Origin of the sequence: Frigoribacterium sp. CFBP 13605 (assembly GCF_014839405.1) — a bacterium.
Taxonomy (GTDB): domain Bacteria; phylum Actinomycetota; class Actinomycetes; order Actinomycetales; family Microbacteriaceae; genus Frigoribacterium.
The window spans coordinates 1-24,331 of the sequence record NZ_JACYNS010000034.1; the positions used below are offsets into that span (position 1 = coordinate 1).

At 73.1% G+C, this 24,331-nt stretch carries 13 protein-coding genes, 1 tRNA gene and 1 other RNA gene; 10 read left to right on the forward strand and 5 right to left on the reverse strand.

Annotation, left to right across the window (positions count from 1 at the left end):
• On the forward strand, window positions 1-1,789 hold a 1,789-nt coding region (locus IFT36_RS08745; protein WP_200412905.1), incomplete at its 5' end, for a helicase HerA-like domain-containing protein.
• A gap of 70 nt (window positions 1,790-1,859) precedes the next feature.
• On the opposite strand, the gene IFT36_RS08750 is transcribed toward IFT36_RS08745, so the two are convergent.
• The 3 genes from IFT36_RS08750 to IFT36_RS08760 all read right to left on the reverse strand — a co-directional run bounded on the left by IFT36_RS08750 (window position 1,860) and on the right by IFT36_RS08760 (window position 3,609).
• On the reverse strand, window positions 1,860-2,498 hold the full coding sequence (locus tag IFT36_RS08750) for a hypothetical protein (protein ID WP_200412906.1): 639 nt from the start codon (window positions 2,496-2,498) through the stop codon (window positions 1,860-1,862).
• A gap of 158 nt (window positions 2,499-2,656) precedes the next feature.
• Complete coding sequence (locus IFT36_RS08755) at window positions 2,657-3,037, reverse strand: RNA-binding S4 domain-containing protein (protein ID WP_056046493.1); 381 nt, start codon at window positions 3,035-3,037, stop codon at window positions 2,657-2,659.
• 50 nt (window positions 3,038-3,087) lie between these two features.
• Window positions 3,088-3,609, reverse strand: coding sequence for a YbaK/EbsC family protein (locus tag IFT36_RS08760; RefSeq protein ID WP_200412907.1), 522 nt, complete (start codon window positions 3,607-3,609; stop codon window positions 3,088-3,090).
• Between the two features lie 120 nt (window positions 3,610-3,729).
• Here IFT36_RS08760 and IFT36_RS08765 point away from each other — a divergent pair.
• From IFT36_RS08765 to IFT36_RS08780, 4 genes are all read left to right on the forward strand, one after another.
• Window positions 3,730-3,814: transfer RNA gene (locus IFT36_RS08765), tRNA-Ser, on the forward strand.
• Between the two features lie 109 nt (window positions 3,815-3,923).
• Window positions 3,924-5,237: a PP2C family protein-serine/threonine phosphatase gene (locus tag IFT36_RS08770; protein WP_123570498.1), complete on the forward strand. Its 1,314-nt coding sequence runs from the start codon at window positions 3,924-3,926 to the stop codon at window positions 5,235-5,237.
• Between the two features lie 59 nt (window positions 5,238-5,296).
• Complete coding sequence (gene nhaA / locus IFT36_RS08775; RefSeq protein ID WP_056046486.1) at window positions 5,297-6,592, forward strand: Na+/H+ antiporter NhaA; 1,296 nt, start codon at window positions 5,297-5,299, stop codon at window positions 6,590-6,592.
• A 54-nt stretch (window positions 6,593-6,646) separates the two neighbouring features.
• Window positions 6,647-8,506: a BCCT family transporter gene (locus IFT36_RS08780; RefSeq protein ID WP_200412908.1), complete on the forward strand. Its 1,860-nt coding sequence runs from the start codon at window positions 6,647-6,649 to the stop codon at window positions 8,504-8,506.
• A gap of 89 nt (window positions 8,507-8,595) precedes the next feature.
• Here the strand turns inward: IFT36_RS08780 and IFT36_RS08785 are convergent, their stop codons facing one another.
• Window positions 8,596-9,087, reverse strand: coding sequence for a GNAT family N-acetyltransferase (locus tag IFT36_RS08785; protein ID WP_200412909.1), 492 nt, complete (start codon window positions 9,085-9,087; stop codon window positions 8,596-8,598).
• 85 nt (window positions 9,088-9,172) lie between these two features.
• On the opposite strand from IFT36_RS08785, the gene pta reads away from it, so the two are divergent.
• Window positions 9,173-11,320, forward strand: a complete 2,148-nt coding sequence (pta, locus tag IFT36_RS08790) for a phosphate acetyltransferase (RefSeq protein WP_200412910.1) — start codon at window positions 9,173-9,175, stop codon at window positions 11,318-11,320.
• Window positions 11,317-12,510, forward strand: a complete 1,194-nt coding sequence (locus IFT36_RS08795; protein ID WP_159826145.1) for an acetate/propionate family kinase — start codon at window positions 11,317-11,319, stop codon at window positions 12,508-12,510. The genes pta and IFT36_RS08795 overlap by 4 nt, the downstream gene beginning before the upstream one ends.
• A 120-nt stretch (window positions 12,511-12,630) precedes the next feature.
• Here IFT36_RS08795 and IFT36_RS08800 read toward each other — a convergent pair whose 3' ends face one another.
• Window positions 12,631-13,311, reverse strand: a complete 681-nt coding sequence (locus tag IFT36_RS08800; RefSeq protein WP_056046478.1) for an SDR family oxidoreductase — start codon at window positions 13,309-13,311, stop codon at window positions 12,631-12,633.
• Window positions 13,312-13,365: 54 nt separating this feature from the next.
• Here IFT36_RS08800 and ffs point away from each other — a divergent pair.
• The 3 genes from ffs to IFT36_RS08815 form a co-directional block, all read left to right on the forward strand.
• Window positions 13,366-13,462: signal recognition particle sRNA small type (gene ffs, locus IFT36_RS08805), an RNA gene on the forward strand.
• 407 nt (window positions 13,463-13,869) lie between these two features.
• Window positions 13,870-22,869, forward strand: a complete 9,000-nt coding sequence (locus tag IFT36_RS08810) for a choice-of-anchor G family protein (protein ID WP_200412911.1) — start codon at window positions 13,870-13,872, stop codon at window positions 22,867-22,869.
• A gap of 136 nt (window positions 22,870-23,005) precedes the next feature.
• Window positions 23,006-24,331 (forward strand): DNA polymerase III subunit gamma and tau (locus IFT36_RS08815; RefSeq protein WP_200412912.1); only part of this gene is annotated, 1,326 nt, incomplete at its 3' end.

Sequence of the window (24,331 nt, forward strand, 5' to 3'; positions counted from 1 at the left end):
CGCGGCGGACGCCGGGCTGACCGAACCCGAGCCGGTCGCCGGCACCCCGGTCGACGGCCTGCCCGTCCCGCCCGGCGGGCCGCTCGACGAGTCGGCGGTCGACCTCGTCCGCGCGGGCTACGGTTTCGACGGTCCCGCCCTCGAGCTCGGCGCCCTCGTGAACGGCGATGCCCGGGTCGACGTGCCCGTGCGCATCCCGCTCGCGATGCTCAACCGGCACGGGCTCGTGGCCGGTGCGACCGGCACGGGCAAGACCAGGACCCTGCAGGTGCTCGCCGAGCAGCTCTCGGCGGCCGGGGTCCCGGTCTTCGCGGCCGACGTGAAGGGCGACCTGTCGGGCATCGCGACGCCGGGCGAGGCGAACGAGAAGCTGCTGGCCCGCACGCGGGGGATCGGCCAGGACTGGTCGCCGCAGGCGGCACCGACCGAGTACTTCGCCCTCGGCGGCAAGGGCACCGGCGTGCCGGTCCGCGCGACGGTCAGCGGTTTCGGGTCGCTGCTGCTCAGCAAGGTGCTCGGCCTCAACGACACGCAGGAGAGCAGCCTCGGCCTGGTGTTCCACTACGCCGCGCAGGCCGGTCTGCCGCTGCTCGACCTGTCCGACCTGCGGGCCGTGCTGACCTGGCTGACGAGCGACGAGGGCAAGGGCGAACTCGAGGGGTTGGGCGGGCTGAGCAGACAGACCGTCGGGGTGATCCTCCGCGAGCTGATCACGTTCGCCGACCGGGGGGCCGACGCGTTCTTCGGCGAGCCCGAGATCGACACCGCCGAGTTCCTCCGCACGGCCGAGGACGGTCGTGGCGTCGTCAGCCTGCTCGAGGTGCCCGGTGTGCACGACCAGCCGGCGCTGTTCTCGACCTTCCTGATGTGGCTGCTCGCCGACCTGTACAACGACCTGCCCGAGGTGGGCGACCTCGACAAGCCGAAGCTCGTCTTCTTCTTCGACGAGGCGCACCTGCTGTTCGCCGACGCCTCGAAGGAGTTCCTGGCGCAGATCACGCAGACCGTCCGGCTCATCCGGTCCAAGGGCGTGGGCATCGTCTTCGTCACCCAGACCCCGAAGGACGTCCCGGGAGAGGTGCTCGCCCAGCTCGGCTCGCGCGTCCAGCACCAGCTCCGCGCCTTCACGCCCGACGACGCGAAGGCCCTGCGGGCGACGGTGTCGACGTACCCGACGAGCGACTACGACCTCGCCGCGGTGCTCACCGGCCTCGCCACCGGGGAGGCGGTGGTGACGGTCATGAACGAGAAGGGGGCTCCCAGCCCGGTCGCGTGGACGCGCCTCCGTGCCCCGCGCGGTTCGATGTCGCCGACCCCGGCCGACGTCATGACCGCGGCGGTCGCGGCGTCGCCGTTGATCGCCGCCTACGGTGCGTCGATCGACCGCGACTCGGCCCGGGAGATCCTGGCCCGCAAGCTCGAGGCGGCCGCGCTCGACCAGCGCGAACGGACCGACGCCGCGGCACGTCAGGCCACGATCGACGCCCAGCTCAAGGAGGCCGCGGCCCGCGAGAAGGCGGACGCCCGGGCGGTCACCGCCGCCGAGCGCGAGCGGAAGGCCGCCCAGGCCGAGTACGAACGTCAGCAGAAGGAGTTCGAGCGAGCCGAGCGGGCGGCCGCGAAGGCGCGTGCCGGGCGCGGGACGACGACCCGCGCCTCCTCGGGGTCCCGTTCGTCGGGGTCCGGATCGACCGGCGGGTTGCTCGGCGAGGTCCTCGGCTCGAGTGCCGGCAAGGCGGTCGTGCGCGAGGTCGTCAAGGGCATCTTCGGTACGCTGCGTCGCCGCTGAGCCCCGGGTCGGTGCAGTCCCGGGTCGGTGCAGCCCGAGGCGGTGCAGGACCGGGCCCGCGGGCACGTCCTTAGGTGGGGTTGCCGAACGCCTGGAAGAGCACCACGAGCGTGCCGGTCGCCAGGGCGAACAGGCCGCAGGCGATGGTGACCCCGATCCACGGGCGGCTCTCGTACCAGTAGGGGCTGTCGGGGTAGGCCGCGAAGAACTCGCGGCGGGTGAGGGCCCGGGGCAGGACGGTCGTCGGGATGCCGAGTGCGTCGACGACGGCGTGTACGGACGCCTCCGACCAGTACGTGCCCCGCATCCGGAACAGGCGTCGCCCCTCGTCGTCGAGGGCGAGCAGCTGCGTGACGGTCTCGGTCGAGTGGTCCCGGTAGGTGCGGACGAGCACGAGGGAGTCGACCTCGTCGCGCCGCAGCCGGACGAACCCGGGCAACCACCCCCGCTTGACGAACTCGTTGCGCGTGACGGCCGCGTACGAGAGGCGGTAGCGCCAGTACATGAGCAGTCCCATGACCACGACGCCGCAGGTGACGGCCAGCACGCCGCTCTGGTGACCGCTCGGCAGGGTCAGCCACAGCACCGCGATCAGCACGGGGGACAGGCTGAAGACGCCGGTGAGCGTGGCGCTCCGGGCGAGTTCGCGCCGTGGCCGCACCGTCACGGTGCCGCGCTCGGTCGGCATCGCCGCGTCGGTCGTGTTCATGTCGTCCCCCCGGGGTCGGCGTGACCCCGAGTCCCCCGACCCGAGGCTGCTGCTGTCGGGGCAGCGCCGTGCCCTCAGCGTAGACGATGCGTTCGCACAGATACCGGGGCGTCCCACCCCAGTGCGGGGAGCCCGCGATCGGGGGAGTCGAGCGAGTGTCAGCTCTCTGCGCGGTCCCGGAGGCGCTCGATCTCGCGACGGTCGCGCTTGGTCGGGCGGCCCGCGCCTCGGTCGCGGACCGGTACGGCGGCGACCTCTTCGCGCGGCGGTGGCGGGGGAGTGAGGTCGGTCATCGCCTCGGCCGCGGCCGGAGCACCGACGCGCTTCACGAGGCAGGTCTTGACGACGACGATCCGCTCGAAGCCTGCGATGCGCGCCCGGACCTCGTCGCCGGGACGGACGGCCTGGGCGGCCTTGACGCGCTCGCCGTTCACCCGCACGTGACCGGCCCGGCAGGCGGCGTTGGCGGCCGAGCGGGTCTTGTAGAGCCGGACGGCCCAGAGCCAGGCGTCGACGCGGGCGGACGTGAGGGGCGGCATGGGGAAATGCTACGGGTGGCCGCCGACGTCGAGGACCGACGAGGCCGGTCTCAGAGGTCGTCGGAGGCGACGCGCGCCGGGGTGCCCCCGGTCACGCGCACCAGCTCGGCGAACGTCGTGGCGAAGACGGTGTTCGCGGTGCCGGCGCTCGCCCAGAGCACGTCGTGGGTCTCGAGCGCGGTGTCGACGAGCGTCCGCACCGGGCTGGGGTGGCCGACCGGGGCCACGCCGCCGATGACCTGGCCGGTCGCGCGCTTCACCTGGTCGGCGTTCGCCCGCATGATCGGGCCCCGGCCGAGAGTCGACGCCACCAGGTCGGTGTCGACCCGGTGGGCGCCGCTGGTGAGCACGAGCAGGGCCTCCCCGCCGGAGTGGAACACCAGGCTGCTGGCGATGGCGCCCACCTCGCAGCCGAGGGCGGCGGCGGCCTGTGCGGCCGTGTGCGTCGACTCGTCGAACTCGCGGACCTCGCCCTCGGCGCCGGCGGCACGGAGGGCGGCGACGACGGCGCGGGCCCGCGGCGGCAGGGCGGCGTCGGGGTGCTCCGAGGAGGGGCGGTGCGCGTCGGTCATGCCCCGACGGTAGCCATGAGGGAGCCTCAAGGTCAGCAGCGACACGGGGGCGTCCCCCGGGCCCCGCGGAGTCCGGTACGCTGGTCTCGGTCGTGCGCCGGTTCACCGTGTGCCCGCCCTGGAGGATTCGCCTAGTGGCCTATGGCGCACGCTTGGAAAGCGTGTTGGGTGCAAGCCCTCAGGGGTTCGAATCCCCTATCCTCCGCATCGAGACGGCTCTTCCCTCCCCGGGAGGGGCCGTTTCTCGTCCTCGCCCCACGTTCTGGGGCATCGCCTTCTCCCCGATGGAGGCCCGATCGCCCTAGCCTTGGGTCATGAGCGTCAGTCAGTTGGGCAACGACACCCTGCGCCCCAGCGTCTGGGGCGACTCCGGCCTCCTCGCGCGGGTCATGTCGGCCGGCTCGCGACGTCACGTCGCCCTGCTCAAGCAGGGCTTCGTCTTCCTCTTCGTGTTGCTCGCCGCGGTCGTGAGCACGCTCATCCCGTGGTTGCCCGTCAGCGATGCACCGAGCATGTGGGCCGGCGTCTTCGCCGCGTTCTGCGGCGTCGTCTTCGCCTCGGTGGTCTCCCGGCGTCCCCGCCTGCTCACCTGGGAGATCGTCATCCCCGCCGCCGACTTCGTCGCGGTGGGCCTGCTCCGCTACGGAACGGGTGACAGCGGGTCCGTCTTCATCCCCATCATCCTGCTGCCGATCGTCTGGATCGCCGTGTGGCCAGGGCGGCTCAGCATCGTGTGGCTGCTGATCGGATCGGCGGTCACCTTCATGCTGCCGTTCGTGATCGAGCCGAGCGGACGCGCGCCCAGCGAGTTCATCCGCATCGCCTTCTCCCTGGCCATCTACGCCACCATCGGCCTCGCCATCAACGAGCTCGCCCGGCAGGCGAGCCGCAAGGTGGAGCTGTCCCGAGCGCAGCAGCACGCGGTCGAACGGGAGCTCGACCGGGCCGCGACCATCCAGCAGTCGCTCCTGCCACCGAAGACGAGCCTCCTTCCCGAGATGTTCGCCGTCCGGGGGAGGTGCATCCCCGCCCGCGCCGTCGGGGGCGACTTCTACGACTGGTATCCCACCCCGGACGGCATCGCCCTGACCGTGGGGGACGTCATGGGCAAAGGCGTCGGAGCGGGGATGATCGCCGCCGCCGTGCGTTCCGTCATCCGCAGTTCGTCGGACGATCTCGACCCCGCCGTGGCCCTGCGTCGTGCGACGACGGGCCTCGCGAGCGGTGACGGTGACGTCCAGTTCACCACGTGCTTCCACGCCCGCATCACGCCGTCGGGCGAGATCCGTTGGGCCGACGGCGGACACGGGCTGGCGCTCATCCGGCGCGCCACCGGTCTCGTGGAGCGGCTGCAGTCGTCCGACCTCCCCATCGGCCTCGGGGACCGCTGGACGTCGTACGCCGACCAGCTGCACCCAGGCGACACGATCGTCTGCATCAGCGACGGGGTCCTCGATCTCTTCCCGGACGAACTGCACGCCTTCAGCCAGTTCCAACTGCTGCTCATCTCGTCCGGTGACCCGAGCGACATCGTGCAGAAGGTCGCCGAGCTGGTCGGCGACGACGAGCAGGCCGACGACGTCACCGTCGTCGCGGCGACGTTCGCCCCGGCTCTGACACGGGCGTGACGGTCGCCGTCACCTCGACCCGTGCCCGCCCCGGCGTCGTCTGGTAAGACAGGACGACGATGCCCCACGACGACCTGCCCTCTTCCCCGCCTCCCGCCGTCGCTCCCGGACTCTTCGCCGAAGAGACGACCTCGGAGTCCACCCGCCTCGGCGAGATCCTCCGGAAGGAGACCGTGGGCGGGGTCGTCCTCGTCGTCGCCGCCGTCCTGGCGGTCGTGTGGGCGAACTCACCGCTCTCGGGGGCGTACTTCGCGCTCCGGGACTTCGAGTTCGGCCCGGAGGGTCTCGGGCTGCACCTGAGCGTGGGGGAGTGGGCCGCGGACGGGCTCCTGGCGATCTTCTTCTTCCTCGTCGGGCTGGAGCTCAAGCGGGAGTTCGTCGCCGGAGAGCTGCGGAAGGTCAGCAAGGCGATCGTGCCGGTGGCCGCCGCGTTCGGCGGAGTCCTCGTCCCCGCCCTGATCTTCACCGCCGTCAACGCCTCCGACCCGGAGGCGGTGCGGGGGTGGGCCATCCCCACCGCGACCGACATCGCCTTCGCCGTCGCGGTCCTCGCCATCGTGGGCTCGAGGTTGCCCAGCGCGCTGCGCATCTTCCTGCTGACCCTCGCCGTCGTGGACGACCTCATCGCCATCGGCATCATCGCGTTCGTCTACACCAGCGCGATCGAGGTCGTCCCGTTGGCACTCGCCATCGTGCCGCTCGCGGCGTACGTGTTCCTGACCCAGAGGTTCCGACGGTTCTTCGGCCTGCACCCCGCCGCGAACTGGTTCATCCTCCTTCCGGTCGCCGTCCTGGTGTGGGGGCTCATCCACGCCTCCGGGGTCCACGCCACCGTCGCCGGCGTCCTCCTCGGTTTCGCCGTCCCCGTCATCCGGAGCCAGGCCAGTGGCGGCCCGGATGCGGGACCGGGGCTCTCCGAGGTCTTCGAGCACCGCTTCCGGCCGATCTCCACCGGTTTCGCCGTCCCCGTGTTCGCGTTCTTCTCCGCAGGGGTCGCCTTCGGTGGCCTCGACGGCCTGAGGACGGCTCTCTCCAGTCCGGTCACGATCGGCATCATCGCCGCCCTCGTCCTCGGCAAACCCGTCGGCATCCTCGCGACGACCTGGATCACGACCAGGATCACCCGGGCAGAACTCGACCGGAGCATCAAGTGGGTGGACCTCACCGGCGTCGCCCTCCTCGGGGGCATCGGCTTCACCGTGTCCCTGCTCGTCGCCGAACTGAGCTACGGGCTCGGCAGCGCTCACGACGACGACGCCAAGGTGGCCATCCTCGTCGCGTCGGTGCTCGCCGCCGTCCTCGCGACGGCCGTCCTGCGACCCCGCAACCGGTACTACCGTCACCAGGATCGGTGACCCGGACGACGTCGTGATTGGGACGGCGGGCCCCTCAACCGTCACCATGGAGGCATGGCCACGACAACTCCTTCCCCTTCCGGGCCCCCCGCCGACCATCCCGCTTCCCTGACGGAGACCGTCTCGACCACCCCTCAACTGCGCCGCTGGGTCTTCTGGCCGGCCGCCGTCGTCGTCCTCGGCTTCGTCGCCTACACCCTGATCGCCCCCGCCTCGGCCGAGGCGCTGTTCCTCGGCCTTCAGAGCGGCATCGTCCGCAACTTCAGCTGGTACTACGTCTTGATCGCCGCCTTCTTCGTCGGCTTCAGCCTGTTCCTCGGGTTCAGCAGGTTCGGTGGCATCAAGCTGGGCAAGGACAAGGACGAGCCCGAGTTCTCGACCGGCTCGTGGTTCGCGCTCCTCTTCGCCGCGGGCATGGGCATCGGCCTCGTCTTCTACGGCGTCTCCGAGCCCCTCAGCCACTTCGCCTCGCCACGACCGGGCGTCACCGGCACCGAGGACCAGCTCGCGCAGCAGGCCCTGACCCAGACCTTCCTCCACTGGGGGCTGCACGCCTGGGCCATCTACGTCGTCCTCGGACTCGCCCTCGCCTACGCGATCCACCGGAGGGGTCGTCCCGTCTCCATCCGCTGGGCCCTCGAGCCCCTCCTCGGCAACCGCGTCCGCGGGGGCTGGGGCAACCTGATCGACGTCATCGCCCTCGTCGGCACGCTGTTCGGCGTCGCGACCTCGCTCGGGCTCGGCGTCATCCAGATCGGCGCCGGCCTCGAGGCCGCGGGCATCGCCGACAGCAGCATCGTGAGCCAGATCGCGATCATCGCCGTCATCACGGCGGTCACCATCGTGTCGCTCGTCACCGGTGTGACCAAGGGCATGAAGATCCTCTCGAACTTCAACCTCATCCTCGCGGCCGCCCTGCTGCTGTTCATCCTGATCGTCGGACCCACGCAGTTCCTGCTGCGCGACTTCGTGCAGTCCATCGGCGCCTACCTGCAGAACGTCGTCGGCCTGTCCTTCAACGTGACCGCCCAGCAGGGCGCGGCCGGCGAGGAGTGGCAGGGCGCCTGGACCACGTTCTACTGGGGGTGGTGGATGTCGTGGGCGCCCTTCGTCGGCATCTTCATCGCCCGCATCTCAAAGGGCCGCACGGTCCGCCAGTTCGTCTTCGGCGTGCTGCTCGTCCCGACCGCCCTCACCTTCCTGTGGTTCGCCGTCCTCGGTGGTGCGGCCATCCACCAGCAGACCGACGGCTCGGGCGGCCTCGTCGGAGCCGACGGCTCGGTCGACGTCGAGGGGTCGCTCTTCGCGCTGCTCGGCGGCCTGCCCGCCGGGACGGTCCTGACGTTCGGCGCGATCCTGCTCATCGGCGTGTTCTTCGTCACCTCGTCGGACTCCGGATCGCTCGTCATGGCGATGATCGCGTCGGGCGGCGACATCGAGCCGAAGAACTGGCTCCGGGTGTTCTTCGCCCTGGTGGCCGCCCTGCTCGCCGTCGCGCTCCTCCTGACCGGCGGTCTGGACGCCCTGAAGACCGCGGCGATCACGACGGCGCTGCCGTTCAGCATCGTGCTGCTGTTGACCTGTTGGTCGACGATCATCGCCTTCACCCGCGAACGTCGTGCGTACGACAAGGCCGAGCGCGACGTCCTCCTGGAGCACGTCGGCGCGTACTACGGTCTCGAGGTCGACGCCCCGACCCAGGCCGGTGGCACACGACTCGCCCGCCCCTGGGAGGCGGTCAGACGCCGGGTCCGGGGTGGCCGTGACGGTTCCCCGGCGAGCCGGGCGACGTCCGCCTCGGCCGTCGTCGCCGAGCCTCCGCTCCAGGTCGACGTCGTGTCGCCCGACCCGGCCATCGACGGTCGGCTCGACACGCCCGGCGACACCGGACAGGACGGCTCGACCGGACGCTGACCCCACCGCTCCACCCACGACGGGCGTCGTCTCCTCGGAGGCGGCGCCCGTCGTCGTCCCGGTGCCTCGTCGGTCCCGTCGCGCCCGGGTCAGGCCAGTCGGCGGATCATGTACCGGAGGTCGAGCCACTCGCCGAACTTCGTGCCGACCTCGCGCAGCACGCCGGCGTCCTCGAAGCCGAGCGACGCGTGCAGCCGCACCGACGCCTCGTTGCCCGCCTCGATCAGCGCCACCATGACGTGCAGCTCGTCCCGCGTGGCCCGCTCGACGAGTTCGGCCATCAGCGCTCGTCCGAGTCCCTTGCCCTGTTGGCCCGGACGCACGTAGACCGAGTTCTCGCAGGTGTGCCGGTAGCCGTCCTTGGCATGGAACGGCCCGTAGCTGCCGTAGCCGAGCACCTCGTCGCCGTCCACCGCGACGATCGCGCTGCGCCGCGCCTCCTGATGGCTGGTCAGCCACTCGCGCCGACCCTCGAGGGTCGGCGTGACGTCGGTCCAGATGGCCCGGGAGTGCGCCACGGCGTCGGCGTGGATCTCGAGGACGCCGGACAGGTCGGTCTCGGTCGCCGTGCGGATCTGCATGCCGACGAGCCTAGGAGGTGTCTCGCGGCCTCCGCCAGCACGCTTCCCCGGCGGCTCGAAGGCTGCCGCCCGTAGGCTGGCGAGCGTGTCGACACGCATCTACATCACCTCTGCCGAAGGCCACACGGGCAAGTCCACGATCGCCCTGGGCGTGCTCGACACGCTCAGCCACGAGGTGGGCCGGGTGGGGGTGTTCCGACCCGTCGCCCGCTCGACGGACGAGCGCGACTACGTGCTCGAACTCCTGCTGTCGCACGACAGCGTCGACCTGGCCTACGACGAGTGCGTCGGCGTCAGCTACGACGCGGTGCACGCCGATCCCGACGCCGCGCTCGCCACCATCGTGAGCCGCTTCGCCGCCGTCGAGCGGCAGTGCGACGCGGTCGTGGTGATCGGTTCCGACTACACCGACGTCGGCAGCCCCACCGAGCTGTCGTACAACGCCCGCATCGCGGCCAACCTCGGCGCGCCCGTGCTGCTGGTGCTCGGCGGCCGCAGCGCCGACGGCCAGACGCGGCGCTCGGGCGCCGACATGCGCCAGGTCGCCGAACTGACCACCGCCGAGCTGCGTTCCGAGCACGCGAGCCTGCTGGCCGTCGTCGCCAACCGGGTCGACCCCGACCACCTCGACGAGGTCGTCGACGGCATCGGCCACGCCCTCGAGGCGTCACCCACCGGGCGGGTCCCGATCTGGACGCTGCCGGAGGACCGCGTCCTCGTCGCCCCGACGATGCGCGCCGTGCTGCAGGCCACCGGTGCGACCCTGCTGCGCGGCGACGACGCCCTGCTCGACCGAGAGGCGCTCGGCGTCGTCGTGGCGGCCATGTCGATGGAGAACGTGCTGCCGCGACTCACCGAGGGTGCCGTCGTCGTGGTGCCGGGCGACCGCTCCGACGTGCTCGTCGCGACGGTGCTCGCCCACGCCTCCGAGACCTTCCCGTCGCTCGCCGGCATCGTGCTCAACGGCGGGTTCGCCCTCGCCCCGCAGGTCGAGCGCCTGCTCGAAGGGCTCGACAGCCCGCTGCCGATCGCGACCACGAGCACCGGCACCTACGACACGGCCCTCGCCATCACCCAGACCCGCGGGCGCCTCGCCGCCGACTCGCCGCGCAAGTACGACCTCGCCCTGGCCCTCTTCGAGACGCACGTCGACGGGGCCGAGCTGTTGCGCCTCCTGCAGGTCAGCCCGTCCGGGGTGGTGACGCCCCTGATGTTCGAGTACCAGCTGCTCGAGCGGGCGCGGGGCGCGCAGAAGCACATCGTCATGCCCGAGGGCGACGACGACCGGGTGCTGCGGGCCGCGTCCACCCTGTTGCAGCGCGGCGTCGCCGCCATCACGTTGCTCGGCGACGAGACGGCCATCCGCGCCCGGGGCGCCGAGCTCGGTCTCGACCTCGCCACCGCCCGCGTGCTCGACCCGTTCGACCCCAGCCTGCAGGTGCTCTTCGCGACCGAGTACGCCAAGCTGCGGGCCCACAAGGGCATCGCGGTCTCGCAGGCGATGGACACCGTGACCGACGTCTCGTACTTCGGCACGATGATGGTGAAGCTCGGCCTCGCCGACGGCATGGTGTCGGGCGCCAAGCACACCACGGCGCACACCATCCGGCCCGCCTTCGAGGTCATCAAGACGCTGCCCGACGTCGGAGTCGTGTCGAGCGTGTTCCTCATGGCGCTCGCCGACCGGGTGCTGGTCTACGGCGACTGCGCCGTCATCCCCGACCCGACCGCCGAGCAACTCGCCGACATCGCGATCTCGTCGGCGCAGACCGCACAGCAGTTCGGCATCGAGCCCCGCGTCGCCATGTTGAGCTACAGCACGGGCGACAGCGGCTCGGGTGCGGACGTCGAGAAGGTCCGCGCCGCCACGGCACTCGTCCGCGAACGCCGACCCGACCTGCTCGTCGAGGGGCCGATCCAGTACGACGCCGCGGCCGACCCGACGGTGGCCGCCGCCAAGATGCCGGAGTCCGAGGTCGCCGGTCGGGCGACGGTGTTCATCTTCCCCGACCTCAACACGGGCAACAACACCTACAAGGCCGTGCAGCGCAGTGCGGGTGCGGTCGCGATCGGCCCCATCCTGCAGGGCCTCCGCAAGCCGATCAACGACCTGTCCCGCGGGGCTCTCGTCGGCGACATCGTCAACACCGTCGCCATCACGGCCATCCAGGCCGGCACGCAGGCCGCAGCCGCCGCCGGCACCGTCACCAGCACCGAAGGAGCCTCCTCGTGAGCACCGTCCTCGTCGTCAACTCCGGCTCGTCGTCGTTCAAGTACCAGCTGATCGAGCTCGAGGGCGAGCGCACGCTCGCGAGCGGTCTCGTCGAGCGCATCGGCGAGGACGTCGGGTCGACCCGTCACCGCAACGAGGTCACGGGCGACGAGACCCGCAACGACACCCAGCCGATCGCCGACCACGCCGCCGGCTTCGCCGCGATGCTGACCGCCTTCGAGGCGCACGGCCCGTCCTTCGCCGAGTACCCGCCGGTCGCGGTGGGCCACCGCGTCGTCCACGGCGGAGAGGAGTTCGACCGCGCGACGGTCGTCACGCCCGACGTCGAGAAGGCGATCGACCGCCTGTCGGCCCTCGCCCCGCTGCACAACCCGGCCAACCTGCAGGGCATCCGCGCGGCCCGGGAGGCCTTCCCCGACGTCCCCCACGTCGCGGTCTTCGACACGGCGTTCCACCAGACGCTCGCCCCCGCCGCCTACACCTACGCGATCGACGCCGAGCTGGCGAAGAAGCACCACGTTCGTCGCTTCGGCTTCCACGGCACGTCGCACAAGTACGTGAGCGAGAAGACCGCCGAGTTCCTCGGTCGCCCCCTGGCCGAGCTGAAGACCATCGTGCTGCACCTCGGCAACGGCGCGTCGGCCGCCGCGATCGACGGCGGACGGTCCATCGACACGAGCATGGGCATGACGCCCCTCGAGGGGCTCGTCATGGGCACGCGCTCGGGCGACATCGATCCCGCCGCCGTGTTCCACCTCCACCGTGAGGCGGGACTCGACTTCGCCGAGCTCGAGACGTTGCTCAACAAGGGCAGCGGGCTGCTCGGCCTCACCGGCAGCGGCGACATGCGCGACGTGCAGGACAGCGCGTCCCGGGGCGACGCCGTGTCCGAGGCGGCGCTGGCCGTCTACCGGCACCGCCTGCGGCACTACATCGGTGCCTACGTCGCCCAGCTCGGGGGACTCGACGCCGTCGTCTTCACGGCAGGGGTCGGCGAGAACAACGCCCTGCTGCGTCGTCGGACGCTCATGGGCCTGGAGTTCTTCGGCATCCACGTCGACGACGACCGCAACGAACTCGCGTCCCGCGAGGCGCGGTACATCTCGCCCGAGGGGTCGAGGGTGTCCGTCCTCGTCGTCCCCACGAACGAAGAACTCGAGATCGCGCGACAGGCCGCCGCCCTCAGCTGAGGCGTCTGCGGGTGCACGACCCGACCGACCCTCAGACGTGGGAGAGCCCCGGTGCGCTGGTCGCGCCTCCGGGGCTCTCGTCCGTCACTCCGTGGTCGGGGGACGACCAGGAGGCGCGGGTCAGTACTTGATGGTCGCCAGCGCGTCCGAGACGGTGACGTCGCCCGAGACGGCCTCGAACTGCGTCTTGACGGCGGTGCCCTCGATCAGCGCGGTGGCGATGATCTCGGCCACGTCCGCGCGGGGGATGCTGCCGCGCTCGACGGTCGTGCCGACCGTGACCTGGCCGGTGCCGGCGTCGTCGGTCAGGCCACCGGGACGGACGATCGTCCAGTCCAGACCCTCGCGACGGCGGAGGTCGGCGTCGGCCTCGCTCTTCGCACGCATGTACACCTGGTACACGTCGTCGTCGTTCGCGGCGGGCAGCTCGGCCCGCGCCGGGTCGAAGTCGTCCGTGCCGATGGCCGAGACCATGACGTAGCGCGTGACGCCCGCCTTCTCGGCGGCGTCGGCCAGGAGGACGGCCCCGTCGCGGTCGATGGTCAGCTTGCGCTCGGCGCCGCTGCTGCCGCCGCCGCCCGCGGCGAACACGACGGCGTCGGCCCCGTCGAGGTGGCCGGCGAGCGTGTCGACGTCGGTCCGTTCGAGGTCGAGGACGAGGGCACGGGCCCCCGCGGCCTCGAGGTCGGCGGTGTGGTCGGGGTTGCGGACGATGCCGACGGGGTCGTGCCCGGCGTCGGCGAGTCGGCGTTCGAGGAGCTGGGCGATCTTGCCGTGTCCTCCGGCGATGACGATTCTCATGCCCCCAGGCAACACCCCGGGTCGCGGCGACCACTCAGTTGCCGCTAAACTCGTCGAGGCTCCTCACGTGGCGTCATCCAGGCCAATTCCCCCAGGGCAGAAATGCAGCAAGGGTAACCGGGCTCTGACGGGTGCGTGAGGGGTCATTTCTCTTTTGGGGGCCGAAGGCCCCGTGGCCCCCCTTCGTGGGGTGCGCGATCCGCGCGATGCCCCCTATGCTCGGCATCACGACGAGACCGAACCAGCTCGTCGGGAGCGATCAACCACCGCTCCGGCCGCACCCCTCACCACGGTGCGACCACGCGCGACGGCGCCGTCGCACCCGTACCCGCACCACACGATCAGGATCAGGACCGATGAGCCCCTCACCACGGCACGTCAGCAGCACCCGCATCAGGCGAACGAGCCCGCGCACCGCGCGGTAGTCCCGTTCGCCTCGCCGTCGTCCCCGGGCGGCGACGCGGCGACGACACAACAGAACAGCAGCACCTCCCGCCTCACCAGCGGGAGTTCTTCGGATCAGGCGGCGGGCTCGTCCCGTCAGGAAGAGGCACACCCATGCGAAGCCAGACGATCGAGCGTCCCCGGCGCTCCCACGCGTCCCGCGCACTGAAGGCGACGGCGGCCGCCGTCGTCGCGGCGGTCGTCGGCGCGCTCGTCGTCGTCGTCCCCGCGCAGGCGGCCACGACCGACCGCAGCGAGGCCGAGGCGTCGCTCGTCGGCGGAACGGGCATCGTCGCGCTCGACCAGGTCGCCGCACTCGGCGGTGCCTACTCGGCCTTCGGCACCACGCAGAACCCGCCGACGTCGCGCAACCCGCTGAACCTCACCGCCGTCAACGCGCTCACGGTCGGTCTGGGCAACGGCATCCGCCTCCTCGGGGGCAACGGGCTGCTCACCCTCGGCGTCGACGGTCAGTACGCGAACGCCACCGCGACCGGCGCCACCGCCTCGGCCGGTCTCATCGCCCAGGACGGCTCGATCGCCGTCGGCGACGGCAGCCCGGCCCAGCAGACCACCCTCCGCCTCCAGCCGCTGCTCGCCCAGGTGCCCGCCACGCAGGGCGTCCTCAGCGACGTGACCCTGCAGCTCGGCGCGCTCTCGTCGCAGATCACCCAGCAGCGGGGCGCCACCGCCACCACGCCCACGACGGCCTACCAGGTCGCCGGTGCGGAGTTCACCCTGACCAGCCCCGCCGTCCAGGGCGTGACCTCGTCCCTCCGCTCCACGGTCGGCGGCCTGGGGACGGCGGTCAACGGGGTCGCCGGCAGCACCGCCGTCAGCGGCCTCGCGAACTCGATCACCGGCCCGCTCACCACGGCCGTGAACGGCCTGCCCCTCGGTGGCGCCGTCAGGCTCGGCCAGCCAACGGTGAACGTGCAGGCGACCGTCGACCTCGACTCGACGATCTCGGCGGAACTCGCCCGTCCCCTGACCAGCGGGCCCGTGACCATCATCCCCAGCACGGGCCAGGTGGTCATCGACCTCGACGCCCTGAACGGTCTGCCCGCGAACACCGACCTCTTGCGTCCCGCGACCATCACCGCGATCACCGCCGGCATCACCGACATCCTGCAGAACCAGCTGCCCACCAACCTCGTGGCCGCCGTGGACGACGCGATCCGCGCGACCCAGGTGACCGTCGACCTCGCCGTCGCACTGCGCATCCAGTTGGCCGTCGTCGGCGTGAACGAGACGTTGAGCACCCGCACCGTGACCACCCTCGGCGCGCTGCTCGACGGTACCGTCCAGCCGGCCGCCACGACCGTCACCGGGTCGGGTCTCGTCGGTGCTCTCGGCGCCACGGTCCTCCGGGGGGCCCTCCTCCCCGTCGTCGGCACGCTGCTCGGCAGCGTGGGCGGCCTCTACTCGCCCCTGGTGGACGGCACGGCGCTCGCCGCCACGACGACCAGCCTGCGCACCACGACCGCCGCGGTCGTCACGACCCTCGCGCCTCTCACGACGCTGCTCAACCAGCTCGTCCGCGTCACCATCAACGCCCAGGACGGCGCGGGCTTCCGTGACGGCCGAGGCACCGACGCCGGCTCGAGCTCCGTCCACGCGGTCAGCCTCTCGGTACTCCCGCTGGTGAACGCGTCCCGGGTCGACCTCGCGACCTCCACCGTCCGCGCCGCGGCCCTCGCCCCCCTCAGCATCGCCACGCCCACCGCCGGGCAGGTGTTCGTCGTCCCGGCCTCCCCGGGCGCCACGCGCAGCGTCGTGCTGACCGGTGCCGGCGAGCCCGGCGCCACCGTCACGGTCGACCTCGGTGCCGGTCTCACGGGCACCGGCACGGTCGCCGCGGACGGCAGCTGGAGCGTGACCGTCGCGAACGTGCCCGCAGGGGCCTACAGCGCCTCCGTGACCCAGGCCCTCGGCACAGCGACCACCGGCCCCGTCACGCGGGACTTCACCGTCGTCGCGCAGCAGCCGCTCGTCGTCACCACGCCCACCGCCGGACGCGTCTTCACGGTCCTCGACGCCGACTCCACGACCCCCGTGATCGTCTCGGGCACCGCGACCCCCACGGCCACCGTCGCCGTCGACCTGGGCGGCGGCCGCACGGCCACGGCCCTCGTCGCCGCGGACGGCACCTGGTCGACGACCGTCCCGGGCGTGCCCGTCGGCGGCTACACCGCGTCGGTGACCCAAGCCCTCGGTGGAGACGTCTCCGCCGCCGTGACGCGCGCCTTCAGCGTCGTCGCCGGCACGGGCCTGACCATCACGAGCCCGACCTCCGGCACGCAGTACCGTCTGCCCGGAGCCGACTCCACCCGTGACGTCACCGTCTCGGGTGCCGGGCAGGCCGGTGCCCCGGTCGCCGTCACCCTCGGCGGCGGCCGCGACCTCACCACGACGGTCGCCCCCAACGGCACCTGGTCCGTGACCTTCCCGGCCCTGCCGGTCGCCACCTACACGGCCACCGCGACGCAGACGGTGGGAGGCGCGGTGTCCGCCCCGCAGACCACCGACTTCACCCTCGTGGCCGCGACCGGCGTGACGATCTCGACGCCGGCGCCCGGTGCGACCCTCACGGTCGCCGACGCCACCTCGACCACCCCGGTCACGGTGACGGGAGCCGCCGAGCCGAACGCCCCCGTCCGCGTGGACCTGGGCGACGGCTACGTGGCCACGACCACGGCCGACGCCACGGGCGCCTGGTCGGCCACCGTGTCGTCCGTGCCCGTCGGGCCCCGGACGATCAGCGTCACGCAGACGGTCGCGGGCGTCGTCTCGGTGCCGGTCACGCAGCCGCTGACGGTCGCCGCCGGTGCGCCGCTCGACATCCTCGCCCCGGCCGAGGGCACCACGGTGCGCGTCGCCGACAGCGCCTCCTTGTCCACGCTGACCGTCTCGGGCACCGCCCAGGTCGGCGCCGACGTCCGCGTCGACCTCGGTGACGGCCTCACCGGCCGGGTCACGGCGGACGCCACGACCGGCGCCTGGTCGGTGGACGTCGCCGGCGTGCCCGTCGGTCAGCGCACGATCTCGGCGACGCAGACCGTCGGCGGCACCGTGTCGCCTGCGCAGACGCGCGTCGTGACGATCGTCGCCGGGACCCCGGTCGCCATCTCGACGCCGGCCCCCGGGGCCACGATCCCGATCGTCGGCGGCACCACGGCCGACGTGACCGTCACCGGCACGGCCGACCCGGGGGCGACCGTCACGGTCGGCCTCGGCGCCGGCTTCGAGGTGCCTGCCACGGTCGACCCCGCCACGGGCGCCTGGACCGCCGTCATCCCCGACGTCCCCGCCGGTGTCCGCACGCTCGGTGCGACTCAGACCCTCGGCGGGACCACCTCGGCACCGGTGACCCAGCCGCTGACGATCGCGCAGGGCACGCCCCTGGCCGTCACGGCACCGCTCGACGGCGCCGAGTACTTCGTCCCGGGACCGCAGGACACGACGCCCGTCGTCGTCTCGGGCACGGGCCAGGTCGGGGCGACCGTCGAGGTCGACCTCGGCGACGGCCTCGTCGGCCAGGTGGTCGTCCCGGTCTCGGGCCAGTGGTCCGTCGCGGTCGTCGGCGTCCCGGTCGGTCCGCACACGGTCTCGGTGACCCAGAGCATCAACGGCTCCACCTCGGACGCCGTCACGCGGGACGTCCTGGTCAGCGTCGGCGGCGACGTCGTCATCACGGCGCCCGTCCCCGGCACCCAGCTGGTGGTCGCCGACGACCAGGGGACCGCTCCGGTCACCATCGCGGGCACCGGCGTGGCCGGTCTGCCCGTCACCGTCACGGTGGACGGCGTCGACCAGGCCCCGGTCGCCACCGACGCGCAGGGCGCCTGGTCCCTCGTCCTGACCGGGGTCGCCGTCGGCGACCACGTCGTGGGCGCGAGCCAGCAGCAGGGCCCCGACCTCCTCGAGGCCGAGCCGACGGACTTCTCGGTGGTCTCGGCCGAGGCCGACCTCTCCATCACCGCACCCGGTGACGGCGACGTCGTCACGGTCGCCGGCGCCGACAGCACCACCGCCGTCGTCGTGACCGGGACGGCCTACCCCGGTGCGTCCGTCGAGGTCACCCTGGCCGGCGTGGTCGTCCCGACGACCGCCGGGCCCGACGGGCTCTGGTCCGTCACGGTTCCGGGCGTCCCCGTGGGTGACCAGGTCGCCTCCGCGACCCAGACGGTCGGTGGCACGACGACCACCGAGCCCGTCACCCGGGCCTTCGAGATCGTCTCCGGGGCCGACGTGGTCATCACGACGCCCGCCGCCGACATCCGCTACGTCGTCGCCTCGCCCGCGGCCACGCAGGACGTCCCGGTCGCCGGCACCGCCCAGCCGGGCGCACGGATCACCGTGACCCTCGACGGCGCCGAGGTCGGCAGCACCCTCGCCGACCCCGTCACCGGGGCCTGGGCGGTCACGCTCGTCGGCGTCGGCGTCGGAGAGCGCGTCCTCGGGGCCTCACAGGCGGTGCGGGACACCGTCCAGCAGGCCGACACGCGCGTCGTGACGATCGACCCGGCCGCCCCGCTGACCATCGTCGCCCCGGCCGACGGCGTCCCGATCGTCCTCGCCGACCCGTCCTCGACCACGACGCTCGTCGTGTCGGGCCAGGCCGAGCCGGGCGCGGTCGTCCGCGTCGACCTCGGCGACGGCTTCACCGACACGGTCACTTCCGGCACCACGACGGGTGCCTGGACGGTGTCCTTCGCCGGGGTGCCCGTGGGCACGCGGACCGTCACCGCCACCCAGACGGTGGGCACCTCGGTCTCGGCTCCCGAGACCCGGGTGGTCCGCATCCTCGCCGGCGACCCCCTCGTCGTCCTGACCCCCGCCGACGGTTCCGTCGTCGACGTGGCCGGGCCCGAGGTCGTGACCACGGTGACCGTCTCCGGCACCGCCGCGGCGGGAGCCACGGTCGACGTGGTCCTCGATCCCGCGACGGGCGCCGACCTCGCCGCCACGACGACGGCCGACGCGGCCACGGGCCGGTGGTCCGTGGACGTCCCGGGCGTGCCCGTGGGCGCGGCCGACCTGTCGGTGACGCAGAGCATCGGCGGCACCACCTCGCCGGCGCAGGAGAGCTCGTTCGAGATCCGCGCGGCCGCCCCGGTCGTCATCGTCGACCCGGACGACACCGTGTTCACGGTGCTCGACCCGGCCGGCACCGTGGACGTCCCCGTCTCGGGCACGGCGTCCCCTGGCGCCCCGGTCTCGGTCCGACTGAACGGGGGAGCGGCCGTCACCACGACCGCCGACCCGACGTCCGGCGACTGGTCCGTCCTCTTCGCCGACCTGCCGACCGCCGTCTACCAGGTGACGGCGTCGCAGACCGTGGCCGGCACGACCTCGACCCCCGTCGCGGCCGGGTTCCGGATCGTGGTCGGTCCCGGGTTGGAGGTCCTGCAGCCCGAGCCCGGTGACGTCGTGACCGTCGCCGACGCGACCGCCTCGACGGCCGTCACGGTCAGCGGCACGGCCGCACCCGGGGCGACCGTCCGCGTCGACCTCGGCGTCGACCTCGTGGCCTCGACGATCGCCGACCCGACCACCGGCGCCTGGAGCGTCGTCGTGGCCGGCGTCACGGTCGGCGAGCGCACGCTCACCGCCACCCAGGCGCTCGGCACCTCGGTGTCGCCCGCCGTCACCCAACCCCTCTCGGTGGTCTCCGCCGCCGCGGTCGTCATCGAGGCCCCGGCCGTCGGGACCGTCGTGGCGGTGGCGACGCCGGACGCGACGACCGACCTGGTCGTGTCGGGCACGGCCGAGCCGGGCGCCTCGATCGCCGTCGACCTCGGCGACGACCTGACCGGCACGGTCACGGCCGACGGCACGACCGGCGCGTGGAGCGTCACCGTGCCGGGCGTCCCGGTCGGCGACCGCACCATCGCGGTCACGCAGACCGTCGACGGCTCGACCTCGACCCCGGTCACGCGGGACGTGTCGATCGTCGTGGCCCCCGCCGCGCCCGCGATCGTCACCCCCGCCCCCGGTGCGACGGTCTCCCTGCTCGACCCGGCCGGCACCACGTCGGTCGTCGTCTCGGGCACCGGTGAGCCCGGCGCCACCATCGCCGTCTCGCTCGGCACGGGCCTCACGGCCGGCGCCACCGTCGGGCCTGAGGGTGACTGGCAGACGACCGTCGACGGAGTCCCCGTCGGCGACTACACCCTGACCGCCACGCAGACGATCCGAGGCGCGACCTCGGCCGCGGCGACGCAACCGTTCACGGTCGCGGCGGCAGCGGGTCTCGTCGTCGACCGGCCCACCGACGGCACGACGGTCGTCGTGCTCGCCGCGGGCGACACCGCCCCGGTGGTCGCGTCCGGCACGGCCCAGCCCGGAGCGACCGTCACGGTCGACCTCGGTGACGGCCTGGTCGGGACCGTCGTGGCCGACCCGACGACCGGCGCCTGGAGCGTCACGGTCGACGGCGTCCCGGTCGGCGACCGCACCGCCTCGGTCACCCAGACCGTCGACGGCGCCGTGTCGACCCCGATCACGCGGGACGTGTCGGTCGTCGTGGCCGCCCCGGTGACGATCACCTCGCCGCCCGCCGGGTCGTCGATCGTCGTCCGTGACGCCGACGACACCACCGACGTCACGGTCACCGGCACGGGTCAGCCCGGCGCCACGGTCGTGGTCGCGGTGGGCGACGACCTCTCCGAGACGACGACGGTGACCCCCGAGGGCACCTGGACCGTCACGGTGGGCGACGTGCCCGTCGGCTCGTACCCGGTCGTCGTGACGCAGACGGTGCCGGCCGGTTCGACGACTCCCGCCACCCAGCAGCTCGACGTGGTGGTCGGCACCCCGGTCACCATCACCGAGCCCGCCCCGGGTGCCACGGTCGTCGTCCTCGACGGCCGGACGACGCCGGTCACGGTGTCGGGCACCGCCCAGCCCGGCGCGACCGTCACGGTCTCGCTCGGTGGCGACCTGACCCAGGCCGTCACGGCCGACCCGACGACGGGGGCGTGGACCACGACCTTCGACGCGGTGCCGGTGGGTGCCGGACCGATCTCGGTGGTGCAGCAGTACGGCACCGTCACGACGGTCCCCGTGACCCAGCCGTTCGCGGTGGTCGCGGCAGACCCGATCCGGATCACCGACCCGGCGACGGGCACGCGCCTCCTCGTGCCGTCCGCCGCCTCGACGGTGGACCTGCCGGTGTCCGGTTCGGCCCAGGCCGGCGCGACCGTCGCGGTGACGCTCGACGACGGCACGGCCGTCACGGTCGACGTGGACGACGACGGCGACTGGTCGACCACCTTCGCGGGGGTCGGCGTGGGCGAGCACGTGGTGTCCGCGACGCAGACCGTCGGCGGGGTCGAGTCGGCTCCGGTCACGACCACGGTCGTGGTCGAGGCCGCCGCGACGCTCACGATCACGGCACCGACCGACGGCCAGCAGTACCAGGCGGGCGACGCCGGCACCGCGCCGGTCGTCGTCCGTGGCCAGGGGCAGCCGGGCGCACCCGTCGCCGTCACGGTCGACGGGGGAGACCCCGTCACCACGACGGTCGACGCCTCGGGCTCGTGGCAGGTGCCGGTGGTGCTCGGCACCGGGACGCACACGGTCTCGGCCGTGCAGACCATCGGAGGCGCCGCGAGCGCTCCCGTCGAGGTCTCGGTGGTCGTCGTGCCCATCCCGGCCGACCCCGCCGCCGCGCCCACCATCACCTCGCCGGCCGACGGACAGCTCGTCGTCGACACCGACGGCGACGGCTTCGTCGACCTGCCGGTCACCGGAACGGGCGAGCCCGGAGCCACCGTCACCGTCTCCGTCGGCGGCATCACGCAGACGACCACCGTCACCGACGGGGGCACCTGGTCGGTGACCCTGCCGGCGGTCCCGGTCGGCACCCGCACCGTGATCGTCGAACAGACGGTCGGCGGCGTCGTCACCGGCAGCGCGTCGGTCGACGTCACCCTCGCCCCCGCCGCCGAGGTCGCGCCGCTCGTGGTCACCTCGCCCGAACAGGGCTCGATCCTGCCGGCGGGCACGGCGGGGACGGCGGACGTCCTCGTCGGCGGTTCGGCCCAGCCGAACGCCTCGGTGGCCGTCAGCATCGACGGCGGCCTCCCGGTCGTGGTCGACGTGGACGCCGACGGCGCCTGGTCCACCACCCTGGTGGGGGTCGAACAGGGGCAGCACACCCTGTCCGTGACCCAGACCGTGGGAGGCGCGGTGTCGGCCCCCGAGACCGTCGTGTTCACGGTCACGGCGGCCGCGAGCACCGACGCCGTCGTCATCACCTCGCCGGCACCCGGCGCGTTGATCGCCGACGTCGACGGGAACGGCCTCGAGGACGTCACGGTGACGGGCACCGGCACACCCGGCGCGCTCGTCACGGTGGACCTCGGCGGCGGACCGACGCAGTCGGCGACGGTCGGGGCCGACGGCACCTGGGCGGTCGACTTCACGGACGTCCCGGTCGGCGCCTACGTCGTCACGGCGACGCAGACCGCGGACGCGGGCACGACCACGGTGAGCCAGGACCTCCTGATCGCCTCGGTCGACCCCGTGGTGATCACCAGCCCGGTGGCCGGCTCGGTCCTGCAGGCCGGAACCGGCGGCACGACGCCCGTGACGGTCGTCGGGACGGCGGAACCCGGTGCCACGGTGACGGTGCAGCTCGACGACGGCACCGCGCAGGTCGTCCAGGCCGACCCCGGGACGGGGAGCTGGACGGTCGTCCTCGCGGGCGTCGCCGTCGGACCCCACGTGGTCGCCGCGACCGAGACGATCGCGGGCGCCACGTCGGCCCCGGTCACCACCGGGTTCACCGTCGCGGCGGCCAGCGGGACCCCGGGCACGCCGGGCGACCCGGGCACTCCCGGGACGCCCGGGACCCCCGGTACCCCTGGCACCCCCGGCTTCCCGGGTCTGCCCGGACCGGGTGGCGGCACCGGCACCGGTAACGGCACCGGCACCGGCACCGGCAACGGTGGGGGAGCGGTCCCGACCGGCTCCGTCTCGGGCCTGGCGTACACGGGGTCGGACGCCCTCGGCTGGTTCTCCCTCGCGGCCTTCGCCTTGCTGATCGGCCTCGGCCTCGTGTCGGCGACCAGGGTCCGCCGTCGCGCGAGGGGGTCCGCCGAGTAGTCCACCCCGGCCGGGAGCCGCACCCGAGGGCCCGTCGACACGACGGGCCCTCTCGTGCGCCCGGGGCACCGCCAGGGGGCCCCGACGGCGACTCCCGCCGTCGACCGTTGTCGGTCGCCCCGACTACTCTTGCTCTGTGGTCACCGCCCTGTATCGCCGTTACCGGCCAGAGAACTTCGCCGAGCTCATCGGGCAGACGCAGGTGACCGATCCGCTCCGCACGGCACTCCGCACCAACCGCGTGAACCACGCCTACCTCTTCAGCGGGCCGCGCGGTTGCGGCAAGACGACGTCCGCGCGCATCCTGGCCCGCTGCCTCAACTGCGCCCAGGGTCCGACCGACACCCCGTGCGGCGTCTGTGCGTCGTGCGTCGAGCTCTCACGCGACGGCGGCGGCTCGCTCGACGTCATCGAGATCGACGCGGCCAGCCACAACGGCGTCGACGACGCCCGCGACATCCGTGACCGGGCCGTGTTCGCCCCGGCTCGCGACCGCTTCAAGATCTTCATCCTCGACGAGGCCCACATGGTCACCCCGCAGGGCTTCAACGCCCTGCTGAAGGTCGTCGAAGAACCGCCCGAGCACGTCAAGTTCATCTTCGCGACCACCGAGCCCGACAAGGTGATCGGCACCATCCGGTCCCGCACCCACCACTATCCGTTCCGCCTCGTGCCCCCGGCCCAGATGCTCGAGTACGTCCACGAACTCTGCGAGAGCGAGTCGGTCGAGGCGGCCCCGGGCGTGCTGCCGCTCGTGGTCCGCGCCGGCGGCGGGTCGGTGCGCGACACCCTCTCGCTCCTCGACCAGCTGATGGCCGGCAGCGAGGACGGCGCCATCCAGTACGAGCGCGCCGTCGCGCTGCTCGGGTACACCCATGCATCGCTGCTCGACGACGTCGTCGAGGCGCTGGGCGCCCGTGACGGCGCTGCCGCGTTCGCTGCGGTCGACCGCGTCGTCCAGACCGGGCAAGACCCTCGGCGGTTCGTCGAAGACCTGCTCGAACGCCTGCGCGACCTCATCGTCGTCGGGGCGACCGTCGAGGGTGCCTCGGCCGTGTTGCGGGGCGTCACGGCCGACGAGCTCGACCGTCTCGTGCACCAGTCGCACGCCTTCGGCGCCGCCGAGCTGTCGCGCTCGGCCGACGTCGTCAACCGCGCTCTCACCGACATGACCGGGGCCACCTCGCCGCGGCTGCACCTCGAACTGATGATCGCGCGCGTCCTCGTCCCCGAGAGCGACCAGACCGGCCGGGGCGCCCTCGCCCGGGTCGAGCGCCTCGAACGACGCGTCGGGGTCGAGGGCTCGGGCTCCGGTCCGTCCGCCGCGCCCGGTCCGTCCGCTGCGCCGTCGTCGCAGGGGGCTGCCCGGCCGGCCGAGGTCCGGCCCGCGGCGGGCCGATCGACGCCTCCCGTCGCCGCGTCGGCTCCGACCGCGCCGGCCCCGTCCGCCTCGCCCGTCGAG